At 45.9% G+C, this 23,417-nt stretch carries 22 protein-coding genes and 1 pseudogene; 13 read left to right on the forward strand and 10 right to left on the reverse strand.

Annotated features, from left to right (window positions below; genetic code table 11):
* Nucleotides 1–1,536 precede the first annotated feature (1,536 nt).
* The 4 genes from QUB56_RS17965 to QUB56_RS17980 all read left to right on the forward strand — a co-directional run bounded on the left by QUB56_RS17965 (nucleotide 1,537) and on the right by QUB56_RS17980 (nucleotide 5,569).
* Nucleotides 1,537–4,893: a response regulator gene (locus tag QUB56_RS17965; RefSeq protein WP_332957045.1), complete on the forward strand. Its 3,357-nt coding sequence runs from the start codon at nucleotides 1,537–1,539 to the stop codon at nucleotides 4,891–4,893.
* 69 nt (nucleotides 4,894–4,962) lie between these two features.
* On the forward strand, nucleotides 4,963–5,085 hold the full coding sequence (locus QUB56_RS17970; RefSeq protein WP_332956966.1) for a hypothetical protein: 123 nt from the start codon (nucleotides 4,963–4,965) through the stop codon (nucleotides 5,083–5,085).
* 40 nt (nucleotides 5,086–5,125) lie between these two features.
* Nucleotides 5,126–5,281 (forward strand): hypothetical protein, encoded by a 156-nt coding sequence (locus QUB56_RS17975; RefSeq protein WP_332956968.1) that lies wholly within the window; start codon nucleotides 5,126–5,128, stop codon nucleotides 5,279–5,281.
* A 108-nt stretch (nucleotides 5,282–5,389) separates the two neighbouring features.
* Complete coding sequence (locus tag QUB56_RS17980) at nucleotides 5,390–5,569, forward strand: hypothetical protein (RefSeq protein WP_332956970.1); 180 nt, start codon at nucleotides 5,390–5,392, stop codon at nucleotides 5,567–5,569.
* Nucleotides 5,570–5,664: 95 nt separating this feature from the next.
* Here the strand turns inward: QUB56_RS17980 and QUB56_RS17985 are convergent, their stop codons facing one another.
* Nucleotides 5,665–7,290 carry a DUF3352 domain-containing protein gene (locus QUB56_RS17985; RefSeq protein ID WP_332956972.1) on the reverse strand — a complete coding sequence of 542 codons (1,626 nt, stop codon included), beginning with the start codon at nucleotides 7,288–7,290 and terminating at the stop codon, nucleotides 5,665–5,667.
* A 148-nt stretch (nucleotides 7,291–7,438) separates the two neighbouring features.
* On the opposite strand from QUB56_RS17985, the gene thyD reads away from it, so the two are divergent.
* Nucleotides 7,439–8,365, forward strand: coding sequence for a thylakoid membrane protein ThyD (gene thyD / locus QUB56_RS17990; RefSeq protein WP_332956973.1), 927 nt, complete (start codon nucleotides 7,439–7,441; stop codon nucleotides 8,363–8,365).
* Nucleotides 8,366–8,419: 54 nt separating this feature from the next.
* On the opposite strand, the gene QUB56_RS17995 is transcribed toward thyD, so the two are convergent.
* The 5 genes from QUB56_RS17995 to QUB56_RS18015 all read right to left on the reverse strand — a co-directional run bounded on the left by QUB56_RS17995 (nucleotide 8,420) and on the right by QUB56_RS18015 (nucleotide 15,199).
* Nucleotides 8,420–8,650, reverse strand: coding sequence for a hypothetical protein (locus QUB56_RS17995; protein WP_332956974.1), 231 nt, complete (start codon nucleotides 8,648–8,650; stop codon nucleotides 8,420–8,422).
* A gap of 183 nt (nucleotides 8,651–8,833) precedes the next feature.
* Nucleotides 8,834–9,373: an REP-associated tyrosine transposase gene (locus QUB56_RS18000; RefSeq protein WP_332956975.1), complete on the reverse strand. Its 540-nt coding sequence runs from the start codon at nucleotides 9,371–9,373 to the stop codon at nucleotides 8,834–8,836.
* Nucleotides 9,374–9,671: 298 nt separating this feature from the next.
* Complete coding sequence (locus QUB56_RS18005; protein WP_332956976.1) at nucleotides 9,672–12,620, reverse strand: COR domain-containing protein; 2,949 nt, start codon at nucleotides 12,618–12,620, stop codon at nucleotides 9,672–9,674.
* A gap of 315 nt (nucleotides 12,621–12,935) precedes the next feature.
* Nucleotides 12,936–13,877 (reverse strand): glutathione S-transferase C-terminal domain-containing protein, encoded by a 942-nt coding sequence (locus QUB56_RS18010; protein WP_332957047.1) that lies wholly within the window; start codon nucleotides 13,875–13,877, stop codon nucleotides 12,936–12,938.
* 419 nt (nucleotides 13,878–14,296) lie between these two features.
* On the reverse strand, nucleotides 14,297–15,199 hold the full coding sequence (locus tag QUB56_RS18015) for a hypothetical protein (RefSeq protein ID WP_332956979.1): 903 nt from the start codon (nucleotides 15,197–15,199) through the stop codon (nucleotides 14,297–14,299).
* A gap of 327 nt (nucleotides 15,200–15,526) precedes the next feature.
* On the opposite strand from QUB56_RS18015, the gene QUB56_RS18020 reads away from it, so the two are divergent.
* The 4 genes from QUB56_RS18020 (at nucleotide 15,527) to QUB56_RS18035 (ending at nucleotide 18,408) form a co-directional block, all read left to right on the forward strand.
* Nucleotides 15,527–16,474: a class I SAM-dependent methyltransferase gene (locus QUB56_RS18020; protein ID WP_332956981.1), complete on the forward strand. Its 948-nt coding sequence runs from the start codon at nucleotides 15,527–15,529 to the stop codon at nucleotides 16,472–16,474.
* 192 nt (nucleotides 16,475–16,666) lie between these two features.
* A complete protein-coding gene (locus tag QUB56_RS18025; RefSeq protein WP_332956982.1) occupies nucleotides 16,667–17,182 on the forward strand; it encodes an N-acetyltransferase in 516 nt (171 codons plus the stop codon).
* Between the two features lie 186 nt (nucleotides 17,183–17,368).
* Nucleotides 17,369–17,920 (forward strand): GNAT family N-acetyltransferase, encoded by a 552-nt coding sequence (locus QUB56_RS18030; RefSeq protein WP_332956984.1) that lies wholly within the window; start codon nucleotides 17,369–17,371, stop codon nucleotides 17,918–17,920.
* A gap of 203 nt (nucleotides 17,921–18,123) precedes the next feature.
* The gene (locus tag QUB56_RS18035) at nucleotides 18,124–18,408 is read left to right on the forward strand and encodes a DUF433 domain-containing protein (RefSeq protein ID WP_332956986.1); all 285 of its coding nucleotides are present in this window, start codon (nucleotides 18,124–18,126) and stop codon (nucleotides 18,406–18,408) included.
* A gap of 168 nt (nucleotides 18,409–18,576) precedes the next feature.
* Here QUB56_RS18035 and QUB56_RS18040 read toward each other — a convergent pair whose 3' ends face one another.
* Nucleotides 18,577–18,906 (reverse strand): HigA family addiction module antitoxin, encoded by a 330-nt coding sequence (locus QUB56_RS18040; protein WP_332956988.1) that lies wholly within the window; start codon nucleotides 18,904–18,906, stop codon nucleotides 18,577–18,579.
* Nucleotides 18,907–18,955: 49 nt separating this feature from the next.
* Nucleotides 18,956–19,063: pseudogene (locus QUB56_RS37300) on the reverse strand (type II toxin-antitoxin system RelE/ParE family toxin); the annotation flags it as partial.
* A 521-nt stretch (nucleotides 19,064–19,584) separates the two neighbouring features.
* Between QUB56_RS37300 and QUB56_RS18045 the strand changes: the two are divergent.
* Nucleotides 19,585–19,908 carry a hypothetical protein gene (locus QUB56_RS18045; RefSeq protein WP_332956990.1) on the forward strand — a complete coding sequence of 108 codons (324 nt, stop codon included), beginning with the start codon at nucleotides 19,585–19,587 and terminating at the stop codon, nucleotides 19,906–19,908.
* Between the two features lie 186 nt (nucleotides 19,909–20,094).
* Here the strand turns inward: QUB56_RS18045 and QUB56_RS18050 are convergent, their stop codons facing one another.
* Nucleotides 20,095–21,447: a cytochrome P450 gene (locus tag QUB56_RS18050; RefSeq protein WP_332956993.1), complete on the reverse strand. Its 1,353-nt coding sequence runs from the start codon at nucleotides 21,445–21,447 to the stop codon at nucleotides 20,095–20,097.
* On the opposite strand from QUB56_RS18050, the gene QUB56_RS18055 reads away from it, so the two are divergent.
* The 3 genes from QUB56_RS18055 to QUB56_RS18065 all read left to right on the forward strand — a co-directional run bounded on the left by QUB56_RS18055 (nucleotide 21,447) and on the right by QUB56_RS18065 (nucleotide 22,258).
* Entirely contained in the window at nucleotides 21,447–21,596 is a 150-nt protein-coding gene (locus QUB56_RS18055; RefSeq protein WP_332956994.1) for a hypothetical protein, read from the forward strand. The genes QUB56_RS18050 and QUB56_RS18055 overlap by 1 nt on opposite strands.
* Before the next feature lie 112 nt (nucleotides 21,597–21,708).
* Nucleotides 21,709–21,948 carry a DUF433 domain-containing protein gene (locus tag QUB56_RS18060; protein ID WP_332956995.1) on the forward strand — a complete coding sequence of 80 codons (240 nt, stop codon included), beginning with the start codon at nucleotides 21,709–21,711 and terminating at the stop codon, nucleotides 21,946–21,948.
* The gene (locus QUB56_RS18065) at nucleotides 21,932–22,258 is read left to right on the forward strand and encodes a hypothetical protein (protein ID WP_332956996.1); all 327 of its coding nucleotides are present in this window, start codon (nucleotides 21,932–21,934) and stop codon (nucleotides 22,256–22,258) included. The genes QUB56_RS18060 and QUB56_RS18065 overlap by 17 nt, the downstream gene beginning before the upstream one ends.
* A 54-nt stretch (nucleotides 22,259–22,312) precedes the next feature.
* Here the strand turns inward: QUB56_RS18065 and QUB56_RS18070 are convergent, their stop codons facing one another.
* Nucleotides 22,313–23,299: a methylated-DNA--[protein]-cysteine S-methyltransferase gene (locus QUB56_RS18070; RefSeq protein WP_332956997.1), complete on the reverse strand. Its 987-nt coding sequence runs from the start codon at nucleotides 23,297–23,299 to the stop codon at nucleotides 22,313–22,315.
* Between the last annotated feature and the right edge of the window lie 118 nt (nucleotides 23,300–23,417).

The raw sequence follows: 23,417 nt of genomic DNA on the forward strand, positions 1-23,417 counted from the left end.
TGTTGTTTGACTTCCAGGCTCTAGCTGATAACGCAGAGAAAGGAGGCTGTGCCTGCAATTTTCCTCCGCAATTGAGGTTCTTCCTCGCTTATATCGCATAGCGAGGCTCGACCTCTGAACCAGTTCAATCTAAAATCTCAAATCTCAAATCTCAAATCGATTGACTGTGTTGTTTGACTTCCAGGCTCTAGCTGATAACGCAGAGAAAGGAGGCTGTGCCTGCAATTTTCCTCCGCAATTGAGGCTCTTCCTCGCTTATATCGCTGTATTGGCTCTTCCTAGGAAGCAGTTCAATCTCAAATCTCAAATCTAAAATCGATTGACTGTTAACGGGCGGGCCGAAAAACTCAATGATAGTTGAGTATTGACTGTTGATTCGATTTTACAATTCCTCAGCTAGCAGAGTTGATATAAATTGCCCGTAGCTTGCGGGGCCCGACGCCATCGCCCTCGATTTTGATATCACGGACAACACGGCAATTGAGGACACCGCACCGTTTCCCAACCCCAAAATAATCGATTTAATTGTAGGGATATGGCACTGCCCTGGGGAGCATCTCATATTTGTAAAAACACTTCTTCAGACTCCTTCATTCTTCCTCTTTCCTTGGGCCTCCTGCCTCAAAACTTAGATTTCTAGCTTGGCTGCTTTCATTGAGATGCTCCCCTGACCTGCCCTGACTGTCGGTAATATTACAGCAGATTGCAGGCTTATGGAGGAGAGTAGCGACAGAAAGTTTCATTCTTTTCGTTAATGTATAGCCTTTGGTGTACTCTACTTACTTACAATCTGCTGTATCCCTCTTTTGTCACGCTGAAAAAATAAAAATAAGAGCCAAATTTTTAACTGTAGATATAGCGAGCATTTGAGCGTTTATTTTCTAACAGAATGGCTGAAATCAGGATTTTTGGTAAAAGTCTTATGCTCTAAGCGTTCCTGATTATTTCTTGCCGAAAGTGACAAATGAGGGGTATATACGGTTGTGGAATAGCTTGCAAACAGTAGCCGATCGCGCTCAAAATAACGAAGTTACTTTCTATGAATGGCTTGAATATTTTGAGCAGATTTTAAAATAGCCCGAAAAAAACCTTTAAGTTATGGATTATTTTTTTGATTCACTTGATAGAGATAGTGAGAAAAATCTCAGCTAATAAGAATATAAAATTTTTCTAATAGGTGAGAATATTACTAACAAATTCGAGGTGTAACCTTCAATAAGCTTGATGGAAATGGAGATAGTGAACTATCAAAATAAGATTTTTGGAAAGTGGCTAATGATTTCTTTTTCACTGACCATCTTACCTTACCTGGATATTGGCTATTGGGATTTTATGAGCGATCGCAGGAAACACCGAAAGCGCTCAACTTGGCTAATAAACTAAAATGAAAATTATAAATAATATAACTCTTATATAGGTCTTAAGATATCAGGTTATCCTTCAGGCGTTTGCCTGAACGGAAAAGAGGTGCGATCGCTAAATCAAGAGAGTTATACTGCATCATACACGCCAAAATCTTATTCCTCACGCCTCGCTATGAGCAACATCACCCGCAAATTCAGGCTCCGCACGGCGCTAGTAGTGCCCTTCGTCCTGCAAATAATTGTCGCTGTTGGACTCGTCGGCTATCTTTCCTTCCGCAACGGACAGAAAGCAGTGAACAATATTGCCGATCAGTTGCGGCGTGAAGTGATATCCCGCGTCCAAGTCCACCTAAAAAGTTACTTAGCGAAGCCTCATTTAATTCAGCAAATTCATATAAATACCATTCGCCAACAGTTACTTGACCCCAGTAATTTTGAGCAAATGGAGCTTTATTTTTGGCAACAAAGCCAATCACTGGATGCAAATTTTGGAACCACTGCTTTTGCTAATACTAAAGGGGAATTTGTAGGTGCTAATAGGTCCGAGGGATACACAGTTGTAGCGAGTGAAGCAACCGGGAATGCTATCCGCAGATATTCAGTCAATAATCAAGGCGAGCGCCTCAAAATAATTCGCGAAAAACCCAATTATGATGCTCGGACGCGCGAGTGGTATAAAACTGCTGTCAAAACTGGTCGCCCGACTTGGAGCACGATTGAAGCTTCGGCATTAGGTAAAAGGCTCGATCTTTCAGCCGTCTCCCCATTCTATGACGATACAGGAGGACTGATGGGTATTTTTGTTACCGATCTTTCCCTAGCACAAATTAGTGACTTCCTGCAGAGTTTTACAATTGGTAAATCAGGTAAGACTTTTATCATCGAACGCAACGGGCTTTTAGTGGCAAGTTCAACTATTAAAGAACCTTTCACGCCCTCTGCTGATGGTAAAATAGAACGAATTATGGCTGATAAAGTCAGCGATAGTTTAACACAAAAAACCACTCAATATTTATTCGGTCACTTTGGTAGCTTGAATCAAATTGATGCTCCTCAACAGATGGAATTTTTTCTAAATGGTAAAAAACAATTTTTGCTAGTTTCTCCTTTTAAAGATGAATCAGGTATGTTAGACTGGTTAACGATTGTAGTCGTTCCCGAATCAGATTTTACCGCAGAAATTGATGCCAATACGCGCACTACCATCCTGCTTTGTATGGCTACTTTAAGTGTAGCAATTATTATCGGCATTCTCACCGCTCGCTGGATTACGCAGTCGATTCTCAAAGTTTCTCAAGCATCAGAAGAAATTGCTACGGGTAACTTAGAACAGCACGTTGAACCTACCAATATTATTGAAATCGAAAAGCTAGCAAATTCATTCAATAGCATGGCAAGACAACTCCAAGAATCTTTTACCACTTTAGAAAAGCAAAACCAAGAGTTAAAACAGCTAGATCAACTCAAAGACGAATTTTTAGCGAATACTTCTCACGAACTCCGTACTCCCCTCAACGGCATTATTGGCATTGCTGAATCTCTCATAGATGGTGCCACTGGAGATTTACCCCAAATTACTCAAGCCAACCTAAATTTGATTGTCTCCAGTGGTCGCCGTCTTGCTAATCTAGTTAACGATATTCTCGACTTCTCTAAACTGAGGCATAATAACTTAGAATTGCGGCTCAAACCAGTAGATTTGCGAGCAGTTACCAATGTAGTTTTGACCCTTAGTCAACCCCTAGCTGCCCAAAAAAGTTTGACACTAATCAACTCTATTCCTGCCGAATTTCCCCCCGCAGAAGCTGATGAGGAGCGCCTGCAACAAATACTGCATAATCTTGTAGGAAATGCTATTAAATTTACCTCTTCTGGGAATGTTATAGTTTCAGCAGAAGTCGTAGATTTGCCCTATCTCTCCTTGGCAAGGGGGGAGCAAGTTTCTACTCTAGCTATTACCGTATCGGACACAGGGATTGGGATTTTAGAAGAAAATTTTGACCGGATATTTGAATCTTTTCAACAAGCAGAAGGCTCTACGGCTAGAGAATACGGGGGAACAGGATTAGGATTAGCTGTAACGAAACAATTGGTGGAATTGCACGGGGGTAAAATTAATGTTAAATCTCAGGTGGGAGTAGGCTCCCAATTTACATTTACCTTGCCCGCTTCGACTGGTAAAGCTGAATTTAAGCCACAGAGTGCAGCTATCGAAAATATCCCAAATCTGGGTTTAGCAGCTACAATAAACAGCACCAAGTTACCCCTAGCAATCAATAATGAAAAATTGTTCAAAGTTTTGATTGTCGATGATGAGCCCATTAATCGTCAGGTACTAATCAACAATCTCTCCCTATACAACTATGCGATTACAGAAGCTAGTAATGGACGCGAAGCTTTAGCAGTAATGGAAAATGGTTTTATCCCTGACTTGATTTTACTGGATTTGATGATGCCGCAAATGACTGGTTATGAAGTATGTCAAAAAATCCGCGATCGCTTTCCAGCTTATGAACTGCCTATTGTTATGCTCACTGCTAAAAATCAAGTGGCAGATATTGTGCAGGGATTTGAATCAGGAGCAAATGATTACTTATCCAAGCCGATTCAAAAACAAGAAATGCTGGCGAGAATCCGAACTCATATATCGATTACACAACTGACTTTAGCTTACGGACGATTTGTGCCACGTAATTTTCTCAAATTTTTAGATAAGGAAAGCATTATTGATGTCCAAATCGGCGATCAAGTGCAGCAAGAAATGACGGTAATGTTTTCTGATATTCGCTCATTTACAACTTTATCAGAAATGATGTCTCCTCAAGAAAACTTTAATTTTATAAACTCCTATCTCAGTCAAGTGAGTCCAGTCATCCGCCAGCATAAAGGATTTATTGACAAATATATTGGCGATGCGATTATGGCTTTGTTTCCTGATTCGGCTAATGATGCAGTCCAAGCTGCGATCGCAATGCAGAAACAAGTAGCCCTTTACAACGAACAACGCCAACAACAAGGTGACGTTCCTATCGCTATAGGAATTGGCTTGCATACAGGCAATTTAATGCTAGGAACCATCGGCGAATCAGAACGCATGGAAACCACCGTCATTGCTGATGCTGTCAATTTAGCTTCTCGTTTGGAAGGATTAACTAAGCTCTATGGAGCCGGAATTTTAATCAGCCATAACACCCTGTGTTGTCTTGACTATTATCAAGAACAATGCTTCCGATTTTTGGATCGAGTGATGGTGAAAGGGAAAAAGTCTGCCGTTGCTGTCTTTGAAGTTTATGATGGCGATCCTCCAGAACAAAAGCGATTAAAGAGACAAACTCAGGCACAGTTTGAAGTGGCGGTGTTTCTCTACTATCAACAAAAATTTCAGGAGGCACAGGGAATTTTTCAGGAAGTTTTACAAATCAATCCGTATGATAAAGCTACGATGGTTTATATCAACCGATGTGAAAAGTATCAACAGTATGGAACCCCGGAGGGATGGGAAGGTATGGAAGCTTTAAATGAGAAGTAAAAGTAGAAGTAGGTACTTAATGGGCGATCGCAGCTTAGCGATTTTTGATTGATTGGGAGAAATAAAGTTATGAGCGTTACCAAAACAGTCTGCCAAAAATTCCGTCTCCGCACTAAGCTGGTTGTGCCTTTCGTGCTGCAAATTGTGGCTGATGCTGGTTTAGTTGGCTATCTTTCTTTTCACAGCAGTTAAAAAGCTATTATCCCTCTTCTGTCACTCTCCGAGTATTAAAATGCTGATGACTCAAACGGCTGTCCGTACCCTGCAAGAGAGCCGCGAAACTGAGCCCGTGATATTTGTAGATACTTTGAATCGCACAATTTACAAAAATGTGCAGCGGATGAATTTATATCAATTCCGGTTGCACCGGAATGATGTTGACTGTTGACTGTTGACTGTTGACTGTTGACTGTGAATCAAACAACTGAAAATTGCGCCGAGATAGGTGGCGACTTGTAAAAATCATTCATGAATTGCCCTCTAATTTATCATTCCGATGCAGCCGAAATCGATATTAGAGAAAAGCCTAACTCTGGTTATTGCCAACTACGCCGATCGCAATATTAGCATCAGCCGACAGCACCAAGAAACCCTAGCAGTGCGTAACGGTGGGCAAGTTGAACGCATCGACACGTCGGATTTTGTCGATCGCCAATTTCAAGAATATTCTAGCTAAATTCAAGAGAGGAAGATGAGGCGGTTTCATTCGGCGGTTGAAACCGCTTCTACACAATCTCGTCCGCCTGCGCGGACTAATAGATTCCCAATTAGTTAATTAGATTTTAAGGCAAAAAGCATCTCAAGCTGAGCAGTTGTCGGTTCTGTAGAAGCTGTGGCTACGCTAATTCCTCGGAGAGAATTGAGCAATTCAGCGACGGGCGGCGAAACTAAATTTGGCTGTACTGCGAGCAAATATTGGTTAGCCCAAGACATGGTTTTTTCCATATCTATGTAAAAGTAACCTTGGTTGACTTGCGGTAAAGAAGTGGCGATCGCCTGAAAACTAGGACTGCTGCTTAAGGGCTGGGGCGGCGTCGAAGTAATCACATCGACTAAAGGGCCGCCGAAAGCTACAAACACAGAATTTTCATTCAGCCAACCGTGCCCGAATAAAGTGCCTTGCTGGGGGATTTGCCACTCGGTAACTTCTTTGCCTTGAACTTGTCTGGGGGCGACGCTGACTGTAGGATTGCTTTTGGCGATCGCATCAAGTTTTTTGAGGGTTGCTTCTGCAGCAGGGCGATCGCTGGTTTCAAAAATCATCGCCGCCCCCATCCCCAACTGAGACAAAATACCTCGATCCGAACCGATCGCCCCGATCGCAAATTCCCCATTCATCCAACCAAAAACATCACGGTCCGCGTCCAAATCCAACCGCTTAAAACTACTCCTCACCTGCTGAACTCCCCTGTCAACTTCCGGGCTATCTTTTGCCCTTGCCGTCGCCTGCGACCAAATTTTATCTAGTCCATTGCCGCCGACTAAAGCAATGGTTTCGCCGGGAAATCTGGGTAACAATTTCGATGGGACTTGTGGATTTTGCTGGACGAATTTAGGGTCTAACTGAGCAATAGTTTTTACCCTCAATCCCGAACTGTCCGCCCCAATTCCCGCTACCATTGACTTGACTTGTTTGAACTGGGAAAACAGTGTCCAAGGCAAGGGGATATCTGCGGGCAAATTAGCTTTCAATTGCTCAATTGCCGCAGGATAGTCAGCAATATAAACAGTTGCGATCGGATTCTTGACACCAGCACTCTCTGCAAAAAACTTAGTTGTGCTCTGCTGCGTAGCGAGGGAGGGTTCTCCTTTAAAAGTATCGATCGCCAATTCCAGAGGCTTTCTCAAAGGAGCCATGACTAATTGGTCGTTCAGCAAAGCCACACTGTAGCGCTTGCCGGTTGGCTCTGCAATCTCAGAAATTTTAACTCCTTTATACTCGGTTTCTTGAGTAGTTGCACCGGGCTGAGATTTTAATTTATTCGCAAAATTCCAAGCGCTAATTTTATTTTTGACGCTGAGTACAAGCAGCAGCTTAGGAGGCTCGGTTTTGGCAGCATCAGGGGGCAACAAAGCGACCATCGCCCCCCCCAGCCAAGGCTTTAAGTCCCTCTCAAAGTCGATTTGAGTGCCTGCCAAGCTTTGTTCTTGAAAGGTCTTCAAACCCATGCCGACCAACTTTTGAGCCCCTGGCGTGCCAAATCGCTGCAACTGGGCCAGCGCTTGGGGATTGGGGGAGATGAAGGCGGCCATCATTGCTTCGTCGGGTACAACTTTGGCGCTGTCTTGAGGGTTGGATACTTTTTGGCTCAAACCCTGGAAGTAAAAGTAGACCCCAGCGCTACCTGCTGCGACGATGGAGGCAGCAATTAGAAGCTTTGATTTTTTTGCTGGCATGGTTTGTGTTTCTCGCGTCCTTTATCAGTTTAATGAAAATACACTTGGCTTGTGGGGAGGCGATCGAGGCTGCTGTTTATTTTTGTATAATTCAAAACAAGTTTGGACGATCGTCTAAACTGCTAGAACTCTGCATTATTGGTAAAAGATGAAAGTAGCGATCGCGGGAGCAACGGGATTTGTAGGTAGCCGGCTGGTGGAGAAGCTGCAAGCTGCGGGACATCAAGTGGTGGTTTTGAGCAGGGATGCGGCGAGGGCCCGGCGAGTTTTTCCGGCTTCAGCTTATCCGAATTTGGAAGTTGTCGCCTACACTCCGGCGGAGTCTGGTGATTGGCAAAAGTCGATCGCGGGCTGCGATGGTGTTGTAAATTTAGCCGGGGTTCCGATTGCGGAGGAAAGGTGGACCCAGGCGCGCCAGCAAGAAATTCTCGACAGTCGCAAACTGACGACGGCAAAATTGGTGGAAGCGATCGTCAATGCTAATCCTAGACCATCGGTGTTTGTGAGCGCATCGGCGATCGGCTATTACGGAACCAGCGAAACCGCTGAATTTGACGAAACTAGCCCTGCGGGAAACGATTTTTTAGCAGCAGTTTGCAAAGACTGGGAAGCAGCCGCCCAACCTGCAAAAAATGCGGGAACGCGGCTAGCAATTTTGCGGCTGGGGATAGTTTTGGGAATGGGAGGGGCGCTGGCAAAAATGCTGCCACCTTTTAAACTATTTGCAGGCGGGCCGCTGGGCACTGGGAAACAGTGGTTTTCTTGGGTTCATCGCGAGGATGTGGTTGATTTAATTCTGTATGCTTTGCAAAATTCGCAAGTTCAAGGGGTTTTGAATGCGACAGCACCGAATCCAGTGCGGATGAATGAATTGTGTCAAACTTTAGGGGAAGTTTTAAAGCGACCTTCTTGGTTGCCGGTGCCAAGTTTTGCTTTAGAATTGCTGTTGGGAGACGGGGCAAAAGTTGTTTTGGAAGGGCAGAAAGTGTTGCCTAAACAAACTTTAGCTAGCGGTTTTCAATATCAATATCCGACGCTGAAAGTAGCACTCGAAGAGATTTTATCGGGAAGTTAGAAGTCGAATCCTCGTTGTCCAAGAAACCGGGTTTCTGCGATAATTTTGGCATCTTCACGCCCGATTTGGTGAAGAAACCCGGTTTCTGAGGCCCTGCCAACCATCCAAGAACGGGGTTTCTGCGATAATTTCCACATTCTGACGGCCGATTTTGCTAAGAAACCCGGTTTGTGAGCCGCCACGCGATCGCCCAACCATCCAAGAAACCGGCTGCCTGGCAGAGCATTTCACTCTTGCTGTGCCTCGCTCTTTCTCCTCGTTAACAGGCTCTGCCTGGTAACGCATATCCAGAGGCTCCGCCTCGCTCTTGTCCCTTCTTTTTCCCCTCCTTCTCCTCGTTAACAGGCTCTGCCTGGTAACGCATATCCAGAGGCTCCGCCTCGCTCTTTTCCCTTCCTCGTTAACAGGCTCTGCCTGGTAACGCATATCCAGAGGCTCCGCCTCGCTCCTTCAAACAAATCATCCGACTCAAAAATCAATCAAATCAACTGGCAACAATCCATCCTGACCCATATAATTTCGATAACTAGAATATCTCCAACAAGCTGGATCGTCAACATAGCCGCGCCTAACAGGATTATTGTGAATATACTCCAATTTTTGCAACAGCATTGCCTCATCCAAAATAGCTTGCGGGTGGAACCCTTCTTGCCATAGCTGATATTTTTGGTCTTTTTTGTGTAGCTTTTTATAGAATGCGAGTTGATCGAGGATGTTGGTAACTTGATTTTTTTCAAGCAAGTCAATTATGGAGCGAGCTGTAAATGATTTAAAATTTCTCATTTGCATTGACAATTCAGAAGAAGTTACGATTAAGTGCAAGTGATTTTCCATCAGGACGTAACCGTGTAAAGCTAAACGCTTCTCCCGTTGCATAAAACTTAAGGAATCTAAGACTATTTGTGCTATTTCTGCTTGATAAAATACAGGAATCCAGTTGATAATTGTAGAGGTGACGAAGTGCGGTTGGTTGTCGGAATATATTACTTTGTATCTGCTTCTTCCCATTGGGGCGATCGAGGGTTTGTTGGTGGGTTGGGGCGAGGCCCAGGCTCTGGATATGCGTTGCCAGGCAGAGCCTGGAAGGGAAACGAGGGAAGGGAAATCGAGGGTTTGTTGGTGGGTTGGGGCGAGGCCCAGGCTCTGGATATGCGTTTCCAGGCAGAGCCTGGTAACGAGGGAAATCGAGGGTTTGTTGGTGGGTTTGGGCGAGGCCCAGGCTCTGGATATGCGTTTCCAGGCAGAGCCTGGTAACGAGGGATTTTAAATTATCACATATCGTAATAATGCTGTAAAGATAAAAATCTTAATACTCATCTACAAACTGAGGATGAACCCACAGAAATTCGCGGCGTCTGTTCTGCACCCGCACCAAGCCACCAAAACCAGGATCTTTTGCTTTTAGCACCGCGTGTAATTGTCGCAAAATCGAGCCTTGGGCGCGGATGGCTGCTTCGCGCTGTTGCCAATCAGGGGCATCACTTTCGGTAGACAAATTAGTCGCTAAATCGCTTCCTTTCAAGATAGATTCGATGCTTTTTTGTCCGAGATCGAGTTCCTCTTCAATGCCTTTGTAGGTGGCTTCATCTAGCATTAGCTTGGTTGCTGAGGCTGCGACAGGTAAGACTAGACTCAGAGTTCCGGTCAAAATTTTGAGATAGGGGGCTGCTTTGGTAAACCATTTGCGCGGCACTTCCAATTCATAAACCCCCTTCTTCTTGTCGTTAGGATTTAAGGCGGGAACTGGTTGACGAGAGTGTTCGCACCAGAGGGTAATTTGAAATTTTGTACTTATCCATTTTGGGCGATCGAGAAACTTGGGATCGACGGGCTTGAAACTGAACAGGCGCGGGCCATCTTTGGCTTCATCGGTGAGCATTTGCATTAGCGACGCAAATTCCTCATCGACTTTGCTGAGAATGATCCGCTGATCCTGAGACAATGACTGAAAGCGTTCTTCACCTCGACGATCGACAATCACTAAATCTTCGCGGATGATTTTTAGCTCGTCTTTGACAATATTTCGGAACTGCTGAATGCCGATTTCTTGGGATGGGGGTGGAGTAGTCGGCGCGTTATTCAGCAGACGATCGATGTTTTGCCATTCACCACAGCCTGAAATGGGGCAGGGATACTCATCACGAGTCTTCTTTTTGCTCTCAATTAGTTTCTCAACCTCAAATAGCCCGTTTCCCGGCGCATTCATACCGCAAGGCCTAATGCAGGGAACCATCACATTACATCGCAATCCTTCCCAGAAATTCTCGACTAGCCATTTAATCTCTTCGGTGAGATAAGACAAGAACCGTTCTGGATAAGCTGCCCGCACGGTAATTTTTACATCAGTGTTAACATATTCCAGCAATGCCCGACCGTTGTAGTCGTTGTCCAGCATCAAACCCCGTTGCCAATGGATACTTTTTTCGTAATTGCAGCGCCCCAGTGAGTATTTGTGCAAGCGCACAATCAACTGGTAAAACAATCCTTCTGCTACTGCAAGTTGTCCTCGATCGTCCACAATCCGGCAGATTTGCACTTGTTGTCTGTCTCCGGCTTCGGGTTGCTGTCCCCAATTGGGCAATTCCGGGCGTGTATCGGGTACGAGTTGAGCAATCAAGCTGGTATTGCTGGGTTTAGCTGGGTCGAGCACCACCCGGTAGGACAAATCGAAGCGTTCCATCAGCTTGAGAAAGATGGGATGTAGTTCTTTCGGGTAGCCGTCCTCGCCTGGAAACGGGGGATTACTCCATAATTCGCCCAGATGCTCAAAATCTACTAAACCGTTGCGGCGGCGGGTTGTTTCATCATCGAGTACGAAGCTGATTGCCTTTGCCAGCCAGTCGGGTTTGAGGATGACGATATCCCGCAGTATTGGATCGTAATGGTAATGGATGATATGCCCCAAGGTATGGGAAATGCGAAGGAAAAGTTCTGCTTGTTCTTTATCGATTCCGTGTCGATCGCAGATGGCAAGGACATCATTGTAGGGCAGATAGGCTTTGTCGTTTGTCTGCAAGATTTCCCGCACTCGCTGCCACTTGGCGGGAACGGAACGTCCCATTTCGGGAAGAGATGTGGCGACACTAGCAATCTTTTGTTTTAATTCTGCCAGCCCGGTGCAGGAGTTCTGAAGGTCAGGTTTGCTGTCTACATGGAAGAAGTCAAGCACCGTATCGCTGCCGAATCGATCCTGAATTTCCTGTCTGTCAATGTCGGGTTGTCGCTGTCCGGGGCCGCCGTGGGTGGCGACTACTAGCACCTTGGCATCCGGTGCGCGATGCTTAATCAAGGTAATCCACTCTTTGACAAAGCCTTGCTGGGGGCCTTCTCGCGGCTTCCACACCACCAGATACAGGGCTGGTGCACTGAAAAACAACTGGTGTGTCGATCGATAAACCGGTTGACCGCCAAAATCCCAACCATTGAGTGATATCTCTGTGCCACTGTCGGGATGGGTGACAACAACTGGCTTAATTTCAATGCCGTGAGTGGTGGGACGACTTTCTAGCCATTCCTCCTCGCGCAATGCGCCCAACAGACAACTCTTGCCCACCTCACCTTCACCGATCAAAATCAGTTTGGCTTCATTCAGCGTGATTTGTGCTTGTGCCTTTGCCCGCAGGTATTGCAAGACGGCTTCAGTGCCTAGCTCATAGGCAGCAGCGAGGTGAGCATTCAGAGGGTTGTCGTCGAGGTAAAGCTGTCGCAACTGGGTGAGGGATGCCATCGCCTCTGGTAGTTCCGTCAGTGGGTTGTCGTCGAGGTCAAGCTGTTGCAACTGGGTGAGGGATGCCATCGCCTCTGGCACTTCCGTCAGTTGGTTGTTGGAGAGATAAAGCTGTTGCAACTGGGTGAGGGATGCCATCGCCTCTGGCAGTTCCCTCAGTTGGTTGTTGCTGAGGTTAAGCAGTTGCAACTGGGTGAGGGATGCCATCGCCTCTGGTAGTTTTCTCAGTTGGTTGTTGGAGAGATAAAGCTGTTGCAACTGGGTGAGGGATGCCATCGCCTCTGGCAGTTTCGTCAGTTGGTTGTTGTAGAGGTAAAGCAGTTGCAACTGCGTGAGGGATGCGATCGCCTCTGGTAGTTTTCTCAGTTGGTTGTTGGAGAGGTCAAGCAGTTGCAACTCGGTGAGGGATGCGATCGCCTCTGGCACTTCTGTGAGTTTCATGTCGCTAAGATCAAGTGTTCTTGCTCGGTCTCGCCGTGCCTTTTCAATGCGCTGCTGTGCTTCCCGATCGCCCTCAGTTTCTAACATTGCCAATTCCTTGTTTGGATTTTTGTATATAAGTGCGATCGCCTTTTGAGATGACTCGGGCGATCGCCAGACATGATTTGATTTTGAATATTGCTTAATCTCACTTCAAAATAACATCAATATTTTGTCGATCGTGAGGTTTGAGTAAAGGAGAGAATGGAGGGTTTGTTAGAGGGTTAAGGCGAGGCAGAGCCTCTGGATATGCGTTACCAGGCAGAGCCTGGGAACGAGATCGACCCGGTTTTTGAGTTTCTGCCCAAGCATCCTAGAAACCGGGTTTCTGCGATTATTCTGGCATCTTCACGCCGGATTTTGTTAAGAAACCGGGTTTCTGAACCCTGCGCGATCGTGAGCTTTGAGCAAACTCGCCGGATCGGGTCCAGCGGGGATAATGCAGCCGGGATTCAGCGGGAACAAATTGCCGTAATAATCGCGCTTCACAGCCTCCAAATCGCAAGTGCCAGCAACTCCCGGCAACTGGTACAAATCGCGCAGATAGGCTCCCAAATGCTCGTAATCTTGAATGCGGCGCACATTGCATTTGAACAAGCTGTAGTAAACGGCATCAAAACGGAATAGAGTAGTAAAAAGCCGCACGTCTGCTAACGTCACCCGATCGCCACAAAGGTAACGACTCCTCAAGAGCGAGCGATCGATCTCGTCTAAAACAGCAAACAATTCACTGCAAGCCGAATCATAAGCAGCTTGAGATTGGGCGAAACCGCAGCGATAAACGCCGTTATTCACCGATTGGTAAATCTTCTCATTCCACTCGTCAATTTGCGATCGCAAATCCAGAGGATAAAGATCCATTTGAGAATTGCTAGCAAACTCGTTAAACTCCGAGTTTAGCATCACAATAATTTCCGAACTCTCGTTATTGACGATCGTCTTTTTCAACTCATCCCACAGCACCGGCACCGTACACCGCCCCTGATAGCCCGGTAAAGCCAACTGGTAAAGTTCCGGCACCGTGTTGCAGCCAAAAGTCTCCGACTCCATCACCCACATCCCCCCTTCAGAGGGATAGACAATCGACACCGATATCGCATCTTCCAGCCCTTTGAGCGCCCTCGTCACCAGAGTGCGGTGCGCCCAAGGGCATCCCGTACCCACGAAGAGGCGATACCGTCCCGCAGCGGGCCCGTGAGGGTTGTCTGGTGCAGTGCTGACAAAGTTGCGGAAACTGCTGGTGGGGCGAATGTATGCTCCGGTGCGATCGGGCGGCGCTAGTTTTGACATCATTAAGTGCCACATTGATGTCCAGACAAACTTGCCTAGCTTGACTGTTACGGATGAAGGAAGCGATTTGTTTTTCACAAGGCGATTAAAAGAGGTTTGCCAAACATAATTTGCTTATTTTAACTCACAGCCGAAGGAAGAAGGAAGAAGGAAGAAGGAAGAAGGCAAAGTAAGCAATGGTTTCAGCAATTAATAATGCACTCCCGCCTTCCGGGCGGGCTAGGAGCAACGACCCACAATAAATTTAATTTTTGTAGAACAGGCAAGATGCCTGTTCTTTAAAATGATGAGCGACGAGGTTTGTTCCCTTTATATCTTGGATCGTTTGCAATAATGCCCTTCAGGGCGGGCTAGGAGCAACGGCCCACAATAAAATTTAATTTTTGTGGAACAGGCATCTTGCCTGTTCTTGAGAATGATGAGCGACGAGTTTTCTAGTCTCTGTCAGAGGCTATTTCGCGATAAGCTCGATCGATCAATCGGCGAGCAACCGTCTGAATTCCCGTATGTTCGTAATAATTGGTAGTCATGTCCAAAAACGCCGCCACATAATCCAATTTGTCATCGGTAACATCAACGTATTGCTTGAGATGGCCTAAAACTATGGCGGGAGTCAAGCCGCGAGACTGTACTAAATTGTTCATCCAACCTTGGGCTGAGGCGAAAGTTGCTGTCACAAATCCGAACTTTTGAGAATTATTTGCGCCCGGAATTAGGTTGCTGATATTTTGGAATGTGGAGTTTTGCTGCAAGGTTGAAGGATTCAATCCGCCTAGGGTATTTTGTGCTACTCTAAGGAAGTCCGGGCCGAGGGGAATTAAACCGTCAGCACAAACTAAAGCAGCCATCCGCATCAGAGATTCGCCCTTGTAATGAGACAAATAATTACCAAAGCTTCCCACATTGTCAAGGGAAATATTGTTAAGTTTGCAGAAGGCAATTAGCTCGATCGCCACTTTGACGCACAAGTCGATCGTTTGAGTTGTGTCAGCTTTGGGAGTGAGGCGGTTGAGAAAGGAAAGAAAGCCGATGTTTTCGCCGATTTTATTCGCCATAGCCGTTGCACCTAACGCACTGTCGGCGCTGTCTGCTAACTGGTAAAGCCTGAGTACGCCTTGATATGGCTCGTTGGGGTTGGCGTAAAGCTCGATCGCGCGATCGCGAATTTTCCCAACTAATTTGCGCTTTGTTTCCCCTGTCACCGCTTGAATAGTATTATCAAAACCCGTTAGATTGTTCCACTCTCCCGGAACCACAAAATCGAGAGATTTGAGCATCATCACAGTGACCCCACCAGACGGCAAATTGTCAACCAATTCCACAATAGACTTGCTCATCACAAACTCCTGAATAGCCAGATTTAAAGTGTCCTTCCAAATACTCCAACTTCGGCAAATCCCATTCCCGATTGCGGGTAAATTCCCCAGCACTAAATAGACAAGCACAAATAAATATTATACCACCCGAGCCACTTTTGCCCTACTCTTATCTTTTCTCTCTTTTCTTCCTCTGCGTTCTCTGCGCCCTCTGCGGTTCATTAAAAAAAATCTTTTTCACCAAACACTTGCCTTTCACTCGCACCAAGTTAAGTTTCATTATATTAACCAACTAAAAATTGCCCAAACGTGTTAAAATAGAGGGCGCAAAATAGAAAAACCTAAAAGATGACTGTTGCAGCTAACAAAACTCCCGGAGTAGCCTCGCGTTTAGTAAATGGCGTCCTTTCCATCAAACCTTTAGCTAATCTAGCCAAGCACCAAGCGCGGGAAATGATGATAAAAAGAGCAGAAAAAATCGGAGTGCATTGGCGACAAGAAGCCCAAGCACTTTTAGCTCGAAATTGGGAGGCAGAATTACTCAGCGTCCAAAATCCCGATCTTGTTTACCCGAAATATTATCTAACTTCATTTCACGCTTACGAACAAGGTAATATGAGCTGGGAAGCTGCGACAGAAGTTGAAGTAGCCGCCCGTGCAGTTCACGCGGGAATTTGGCCAGAAGCGGGCGCAGAAGGCGATGCTAAACTCCGCGCCAGCTATCACGAAATCATCAAATCTCAAATTGCTTCTCCGCCGCAAAATATTGTTGATTTGGGGTGCAGTGTGGGAATGAGTACCTTTGCTCTTGGGGAGGTTTACCCGGAAGCGAAGATGACTGGGGTGGAGTTGTCGCCTTATTTCTTAGCAGTTGCTAAATACCGTTCTCAACAGCGAGAAGCTGAATCTTTAAATCAAAAATCTCCGACTTGGGTTCACGCTGCTGCTGAATCTACTGGTTTGCCTGCGGCAGCTTTTGATTTAGTTTCTATTTGTTTAGTTTGTCACGAATTGCCGCAGAAAGCTACGAGAGAAATATTCCGGGAAGCGAGGCGTTTGCTGCGTGTTGGCGGACATTTGACAATTATGGATATGAATCCTCAGTCGGAAGTTTATGCCAAAATGCCTCCTTATATTTTGACTTTGCTCAAGAGTACGGAGCCTTATTTGGATCAGTATTTTGGGTTGGATATCGAGCAAGCTTTGGTAGATTCCGGTTTTGCACGGCCGACAATCACTTGCAACACAGTCAGACACCGAACTATTGTTGCTGAGGCAATAAATAGCCAAGTTTGATGTTATGAAAATGTGTGCGGTATAATAAAATTTTTAAGTCTATTATACCGCAACTGCGGTACAATTAATAGTTGTGCTGCGGCGCGCGGCTTGGTTGGAAGTGCGGCGCTTAACAATTAAAAAAGAGCAAAAGAGGTGCGATAGTGCATACCAAAGTAATTGTCGGCCCAACCAACACATGGAAAGATTGCTATGACAGTACGAGATCTTCTGATAAGAGATGAGACGACGGATGATACTCGCCACATCACTGAAGTGACTGTTGCAGCCTTCGAGTCTCTGGAAATCAGCAATCACACGGAGCATTTCATCGTAGAGGCCCTTCGTGACGCAGGGGTGTTGACCTTATCGTTAGTCGCAGAAATCGATGGCCGTGTTGTTGGTCATGTTGCCTTTTCTCCTATAACCATTTCTAATGGCACCAATGATTGGTATGGTCTAGGCCCTATTTCTGTGCTGCCTATATATCAGCGCAAAGGTATTGGTAAAGCTCTGATTCAGGAAGGACTATCGCGACTGAAGCAGAGAGGAGCTAAAGGTTGCTGTTTAGTCGGGCATCCAGAGTACTATAAGAAATTTGGATTTGAGAATGTAGCCGGGCTTGCTCTTACTGGCGTGCCGGATGAAGTATTTTTTGCTCTTTCGTTTGATGGCCATTATCCACAGGGTAACGTGGCGTTCCATGAGGGATTCCACGCAACTGGCTAAAGCATGTGTTCAATTCAAACAAATCTAACGTCACCAACCGCAGCACAACAAGGCGCTGCACCCGACCGCCTACAGCCTGCGCTCGTGCCTCGTCGCTCCGGCTTCCGGCGGCGGGTGAGCTTGGTCGTTCTGCCGTCGCGCGCAGCTTGATTGCATACAGCCACGTCATGAATTAAGTTTTTGCCTATGGAAATATGTCCTGTTTTACAAACGCAACGGCTCATTTTGAGGCCATTTACTTTAGAAGATGCTCCTATCGTGCAGCGATTGGCCGGGGCGTATGAAGTTGCTGCGACGACACTCAATATGCCGCACCCATATCAGGATGGCATGGCCCAACAGTGGATTTCTTCTCAACGGGCCAAGCATGAAAAGGGAGAAGTCGTCGATTTTGCCATAGTCATTCGAGAAGGAATACTCTTATGTGGTGCGATCGGACTCGGAATAGACAAGAGGCATAATAATGCCGAACTTGGTTATTGGATCGGTGTGCCTTACTGGGGTCAAGGCTACTGCACGGAAGCAGCAAAAGCAGTTCTATCATACGGTTTCACATCGTTGAATCTCCATCGTATTCACGCTGCTCATCTTAGATGTAACCCTGCTTCAGGCCGTGTGATGCAAAAAATTGGCATGAGTTACGAGGGATGCTCGCGCGATCACTTTTGCAAATGGGGACAATTCTATGACGATTTACGATACGGCATATTAGCCAGCGAACTAAATATAAAGGGGTAAAACGACGGCCGAACAAGGTGCTACACCCGACCGCCGAAAGCTCCGTTCGTTCCTCATTTCGCTTTCGGTGGCGGGTGAGCTTGTCGTTAGACCGCGCCTAGAAGGTTATAGATATGAGTCCGGTATCCGACAAACAAGCGACTATTATTCGTACACAACGAGGACTGACGATTTCAAGCACTTGACTGACTCTATATGATGTTATGGATTTTCTGAAAGCGGAGTATTCACCAAAGTTGATTCGTAATAGATTTAACCTCACAGAAGACCAAATTAACACTGGTATGTCTTACATTGAAGCAAACCGCGCTCAAATCGAAACAGAGTATCAACCAGTATTACAAACAAGAGAAGAAATTCGCTCCTATTGGGAAAATCGCAACCGCGAACGGTTCGATCGCATTGCAATGATGCCGCACAAGCCCGGACAAGAAGCTCTTTGGGCAAAACTTGAGGAGCAAAAAGCGAGACGTGCCACACAGAAATGATGACTTTCTTAGTTGACTATAATCTTGACGGCTATGCTCTTCTTTTTCTCGGAATTTTGACCAAATTCGGCTGGCTTGAACTCGTAAAATCTTGAGCAAAATGCCGTGAGACCACTTGCCGGAGTAGGTAAGATGTGCAGACCGCAATTTAAACTTTGGTTAGCAATCTCAGATTAACATATCGCGCTCTGCTACCGTAGATACTTTTTCGTACTCTTCACTGTGTTTTTGCACTGCATCCCAGATATCAACTTTTTGCTGAAGATTAAGCCACAGTTGAGGGCCATTCCCCAACGCTTTCCCAATCCGAATTGCCATATCTACTGTAATTGGTCTTTGACCTAAAACAATTTCGTTGACAGTACGGCGGGATACACCAAGTATCTCCGCAAACCTGGTTTGAGTCATTTCAAGATCTTCAAGCACATCTGAAATGACCTCGCCCGGATGTACTGGTCTTACTTTCCTCTCTTGAATCATGTTTTGTATGTCTTTCATGCAACTTTCCTTACGGTTTAAGTTAAATTTTTAGATTTTGTTTTATGGGCTAGTGATAATCTTCGAGATCTATATCGTAGGCGTTGTTATCCTGAAATGTAAAAGTTATACACCAGTTACCTGATACCTTTATTGACCAAGTTCCCTGTCTATCACCTTTAAGCTCGTGTCAATCATAGCCTGGTATTCTAATATCATCTATAATTATTGCTGCATCTATTACTTCAAGTCTTGCTCTTGTCCTTTTTTCAAATTCTTTAGGAATTACTTTTGCATTACCTTCCTTGAATAATTTTTATTATGCTTTACTTTTAAAAGTTTGTATCATGGAAAATAATCCTTCAATCTAGGCTGAATATCCAGTTCATAGCACTTATATATAAATAAAAAGTTTTTGTAAGCTTTGAGATTACTTTACTAATGTAACCTATCAGGTTACAGATGTCAAGCCTTGATGTCAAGCCTTAAAGGATGGCAAAATCAAAAATCGCTCCAATCTACTAACAGGGCTGGATCTGGGAAAACGAAAAAGCGATCGTAGCGGCTGAGCTAAGCGGATGGTGTTGGCGGTCAATGACGCTCCAAAACTGGATTCGATCGCAAATGCGGTACAATTAAGCGTTAGACAGCAGTCTGAGCTAGAACATTTTAAGAAAATCCTAAAAGAAGGACATCATCATGAACTCGACAGCCCCCTCTCACAACATCATCGATTGTTTACACGTTATCTTGGATGCCACGGCATCGAAAAATTACGAGCTTTTTACCACAGTGGGCGATGCAGGCTACAAAGCGAACATTACACAACAAATGTTTGATGATGTTAGCGAGCTGCTCGCTTCACGCCTGCAAAAGGGATATTCAATTACTTATTTTGGCGATATAAAACAAGGTAATTCTCAGATTTATTTGTGGAAGCTGAGTTTTGAAGATGGTGGAGATGAATTTGTGGCACACATGACGATGAATGGAGACAAAGTTGCTGGGATTTTCATCGAATAACATATCTTTCTTGACCGAAAGCATCCAGGATACAAGCCCCCAGATTCATTCCGAAAGCAGACTCAGGACCGGTGAAATAAAAAAACTGTATCCGATGAAACTTGCCCCCGGAATTTATCCGTGGGCTCAATGCTTCAATCTAAAATCTAAAATCTAAAATCGATTGACACGGCGTTTCACTCTCATTTAACGCCGATCGCCCACAACCGTTAATCGAAACCGATCGGGCGGCACAAAGGTGATTCCCCGGCGCGCCGGACGAATTGGCCGATCGAGATTCGATACAAACTCACGGGAAGACAGGACCGTTGCTAAAACCAGCTTCATTTCAAACATCGATAACGCCATCCCGATGCAGCTTCGACTCCCGCCTCCAAAGGGTAAAAATTCAGAGGCGGAAAACTTGCGATCTAAAAAGCGATCGGGATTGAACCGGGCGGGATTTTCGTAGGTTTCAGGCCGACGGTGCGCCAAATAGACACAGGGGATTAAAATCGTTCCCGGTGGATATGTATAGCCTTCGAGTTCGATCGTCCGTTTCACCTTGCGCGGCTGCGAAATTAAGGCAATTGGATAAACCCGCAGCGCTTCTTTGCAGACTGCTGTTAAGTAGGGCGACTGCGAAAGCGCGATCGGATCGGGATTCTCGCCTAATTCATCCAATTCCTTCCGCAACGTCGCAAGGCATTCGGGAAACTGATGCAGCCAGTAAAACGCCCAAGTCAACGCCGATCCAGTCGTTTCATGTCCCAACAACAACAGCGTCATCAACTGATCGCGCAATTCTCGATCGCCGAGGGATTCGCCGGTGTCGTCGCGGGCCATCATCAACACCGACAGAATATCCGTGCGAGACGAATCGAGAGAATGCGATCGCCTCTCGGCAATTTCCGCATAAATCAGCGAGTCAATCTGGGCCATCTGCTGCAAAAACTGCCCCCACGGGCTCATCGGCCCCAAATTTTGCTGCAACGGTTCAAAGAAAAATTGTATCGAGTACAGTTCAGAGGTAATCGCCTCTAAAAGCTTGCTGAGCAATTGTTTCAGGCGTTCGTAGCGCTCTCCCGGCACTAATCCAAACACGACTTGCAAGATTACTTGCAGCGAAATTTCTGACATTTCTTCGCGCACTGCGATCGCATCTGGGGCTTTCCAGTCGATCGTCTGCTTTTTCGTCAAATCAACAATCAAATGCCCTTGACTGTGCAACTGTTCCCGATGCAGCGCGGGCATTAATAGCTGTCGCTGTCGCAGGTGCCGCGGCCCTTCATTCATAATTAGGGATTCATTTCCCACCAGCGGGCGAAATACGTTGGTCACTTTGCCAAACTCAAAGGCATCGGCTAAGGTCGTAAACACCGCCTGAATCGCTTCTGGACGGCCCAGAAACACCACGGGGGGCGAAGCGGGCCCCAACACGCGGGCGGTAAATGTATCGCCGTATTTGGCAGAGTACCGATCGAAAAATGCGATCGGGTCCGCTACCAGCGAAAGCGTTTGGAACAAAGCAGGAGAACGAGATCCGGTAGGCAGCGTCATTGAAAAACTGGCGATACACAATATTTCTAGTTTATATCGATCGACCTTGCACCCTGAAATTTATCTGCGAGCGATCGCTGCGGCAAGTAGGAAAAATAGTAATGCTATCCCGATCGATCGCAGATTGTATGGCTAGCTTCCCAGCCTAAACTGCTAGCAGTTGTAGGTTTAGATGAAATGGATGCTAGCGATCGTTTGGGCATTCTGCTCGCGAAAATCAAATGACTTTGGGATACAATTGTTGTAAAAGCTGGTAGCCTGTTGGCTGAATTTGTTATGACATTAACATCCCGTATTGTTCATAGCGACCCCGATATTCTGGGGGGAACCCCTGTTTTTGTTGGGACTCGTGTACCAATGAGAACCCTACTTGATTATCTTGAAGCTGGTGATTCATTAGAGGTATTTCTAGACCATTTCCCTAGTGTCAGTCGAGAACAAACAATAGCAGCTCTTGAATTAGCCAAGGAAATGCTGACAGCCTATGCGAATCCTGCTTGATGAATGTGCCCCACGACCTTTAAAGCGTGAACTTGCTGATTGCGAGATACGCACAGTTGTTGAGATGGGATGGTCAGGAAAAAAGAACGGTGAATTGCTGCTGCTTATGAGTCAAGAGGGCTTCACAATTCTGCTCACCACTGATCAAAATTTGCGCTATCAGCAAAACTTGCAGCAAGCTGGAGTAGCAGTCGTTGTTCTTGTAGCATCCAGCAACAGACTTCCTGATTTACTTCCTCTGGTAGCAGATGCTCGTAAGGTTTTGAATACCATTACTCCGGGGGAAGTGATTGAAGTCGGAGGTTCTTAAAAGTCCTCTAGCTGACGCAGCAAAACCACGCCCCTGCACCCCACCGCCCAGAGGTTATGTGTTGGGAACGGAGGTAGTCTGCGGCGGGTGATTGACACCGTTAGATCGCTCTATTCCTGCGAGGGTGGTTCCGCAGATTGTACGGCTAGCTTCCCAACCTAACATGACTGTTTTACGCTCTAATCCCCAGCCATAGCCACCGAGTTCTCCAGATTCTCGAATGACTCGGTGACATGGAATTAGATAGCCGATAGGATTGTTACCGATCGCATTTCCTACAGCTCTAGCAGCAGTTGGGCGTGCTACCATTTGAGCTATAGTCTGATAAGTCGCGATCGCACCAAATGGCAATTTCAAAAGTGCTCGCCAAACTTGAATCTGAAAGTTAGTGCCTTTTACCAAGAGCGTTAGTGGTTTTTGTTCGCTGAGAGTTTCTGAATTGAAAATCCGGTCGCGCAATGATTGAGTGGCTTGCTCATCACGAATGATTTCAGCGTTTTTCCATGCCAATCGCAGTCTTTGTGCGGCGGTTTGTTCGTCTGTTGTCTCCAAGAAATAAAGATTACAAATACCGCGGGCAGTTGTCGCGATTAGAGATGTGCCGAACGGGGTTTCATGAATACCATAGCGAATTTGTAAACCTGCTGCGCCCGCTTTGAACTCCCCTGGTGACATTGCTTCCAAGTTCACAAATAAATCGTGTAATCGTCCGGGACTCGATAGTCTCACGTCCAATGTTAGGTCTAGAAGGCTTTTAGTCTCAGTGATTTTTGACTTGGCATATTCAACTGTCAGATATTGCAAAAACCGCTTGGGGCTAATGCCGGCCCATTGAGTAAATAGTCGCTGAAAATGATATTCACTAAGTCCTATGTGCTGGGCCACAGTTGCCAGATTGGGCTGGTTTAGGTGGTGTTGTCGCATAAAGGCGATCGCCCGAGCAATCCGGTGATAATCTTCGCTAGCATAGACACTCGCATTCTGCATCGAAATCATGTAGTCTAAGTCAATGGAATTTTGATGTTTCCTCACTTTAGCCATAGACTAGGCTCAAAGCCACCCGTTTCTTGCGGTGAATGCAGCCAGTCGATTTTAGATTTTAGATTTTAGATTTTAGATTGAAGAAATTGAAGAGATTGAAGAAAGCGACCTCATATCG

The organism is Microcoleus sp. AR_TQ3_B6, from assembly GCF_036702785.1.
Taxonomy (GTDB): domain Bacteria; phylum Cyanobacteriota; class Cyanobacteriia; order Cyanobacteriales; family Microcoleaceae; genus Microcoleus.

Bases quoted from the DNA above. Each gene is read 5' to 3' on its own strand.
- QUB56_RS17965 (WP_332957045.1), top strand. From the start codon at position 1,537: ATGAGCAACATCACCCGCAAATTCAGGCTCCGCACGGCGCTAGTAGTG.
- QUB56_RS17970 (WP_332956966.1), top strand. From the start codon at position 4,963: ATGAGCGTTACCAAAACAGTCTGCCAAAAATTCCGTCTCCGCACTAAG.
- QUB56_RS17975 (WP_332956968.1), top strand. From the start codon at position 5,126: ATGCTGATGACTCAAACGGCTGTCCGTACCCTGCAAGAGAGCCGCGAA.
- QUB56_RS17980 (WP_332956970.1), top strand. From the start codon at position 5,390: ATGCAGCCGAAATCGATATTAGAGAAAAGCCTAACTCTGGTTATTGCC.
- QUB56_RS17985 (WP_332956972.1), bottom strand. From the start codon at position 7,290: ATGCCAGCAAAAAAATCAAAGCTTCTAATTGCTGCCTCCATCGTCGCA.
- thyD (WP_332956973.1), top strand. From the start codon at position 7,439: ATGAAAGTAGCGATCGCGGGAGCAACGGGATTTGTAGGTAGCCGGCTG.
- QUB56_RS17995 (WP_332956974.1), bottom strand. From the start codon at position 8,650: ATGCGTTACCAGGCAGAGCCTGTTAACGAGGAGAAAGAGCGAGGCACA.
- QUB56_RS18000 (WP_332956975.1), bottom strand. From the start codon at position 9,373: ATGGGAAGAAGCAGATACAAAGTAATATATTCCGACAACCAACCGCAC.
- QUB56_RS18005 (WP_332956976.1), bottom strand. From the start codon at position 12,620: ATGTTAGAAACTGAGGGCGATCGGGAAGCACAGCAGCGCATTGAAAAG.
- QUB56_RS18010 (WP_332957047.1), bottom strand. From the start codon at position 13,877: ATGTGGCACTTAATGATGTCAAAACTAGCGCCGCCCGATCGCACCGGA.
- QUB56_RS18015 (WP_332956979.1), bottom strand. From the start codon at position 15,199: ATGAGCAAGTCTATTGTGGAATTGGTTGACAATTTGCCGTCTGGTGGG.
- QUB56_RS18020 (WP_332956981.1), top strand. From the start codon at position 15,527: ATGACTGTTGCAGCTAACAAAACTCCCGGAGTAGCCTCGCGTTTAGTA.
- QUB56_RS18025 (WP_332956982.1), top strand. From the start codon at position 16,667: ATGACAGTACGAGATCTTCTGATAAGAGATGAGACGACGGATGATACT.
- QUB56_RS18030 (WP_332956984.1), top strand. From the start codon at position 17,369: ATGGAAATATGTCCTGTTTTACAAACGCAACGGCTCATTTTGAGGCCA.
- QUB56_RS18035 (WP_332956986.1), top strand. From the start codon at position 18,124: ATGGATTTTCTGAAAGCGGAGTATTCACCAAAGTTGATTCGTAATAGA.
- QUB56_RS18040 (WP_332956988.1), bottom strand. From the start codon at position 18,906: ATGAAAGACATACAAAACATGATTCAAGAGAGGAAAGTAAGACCAGTA.
- QUB56_RS18045 (WP_332956990.1), top strand. From the start codon at position 19,585: ATGAACTCGACAGCCCCCTCTCACAACATCATCGATTGTTTACACGTT.
- QUB56_RS18050 (WP_332956993.1), bottom strand. From the start codon at position 21,447: ATGACGCTGCCTACCGGATCTCGTTCTCCTGCTTTGTTCCAAACGCTT.
- QUB56_RS18065 (WP_332956996.1), top strand. From the start codon at position 21,932: ATGCGAATCCTGCTTGATGAATGTGCCCCACGACCTTTAAAGCGTGAA.
- QUB56_RS18070 (WP_332956997.1), bottom strand. From the start codon at position 23,299: ATGGCTAAAGTGAGGAAACATCAAAATTCCATTGACTTAGACTACATG.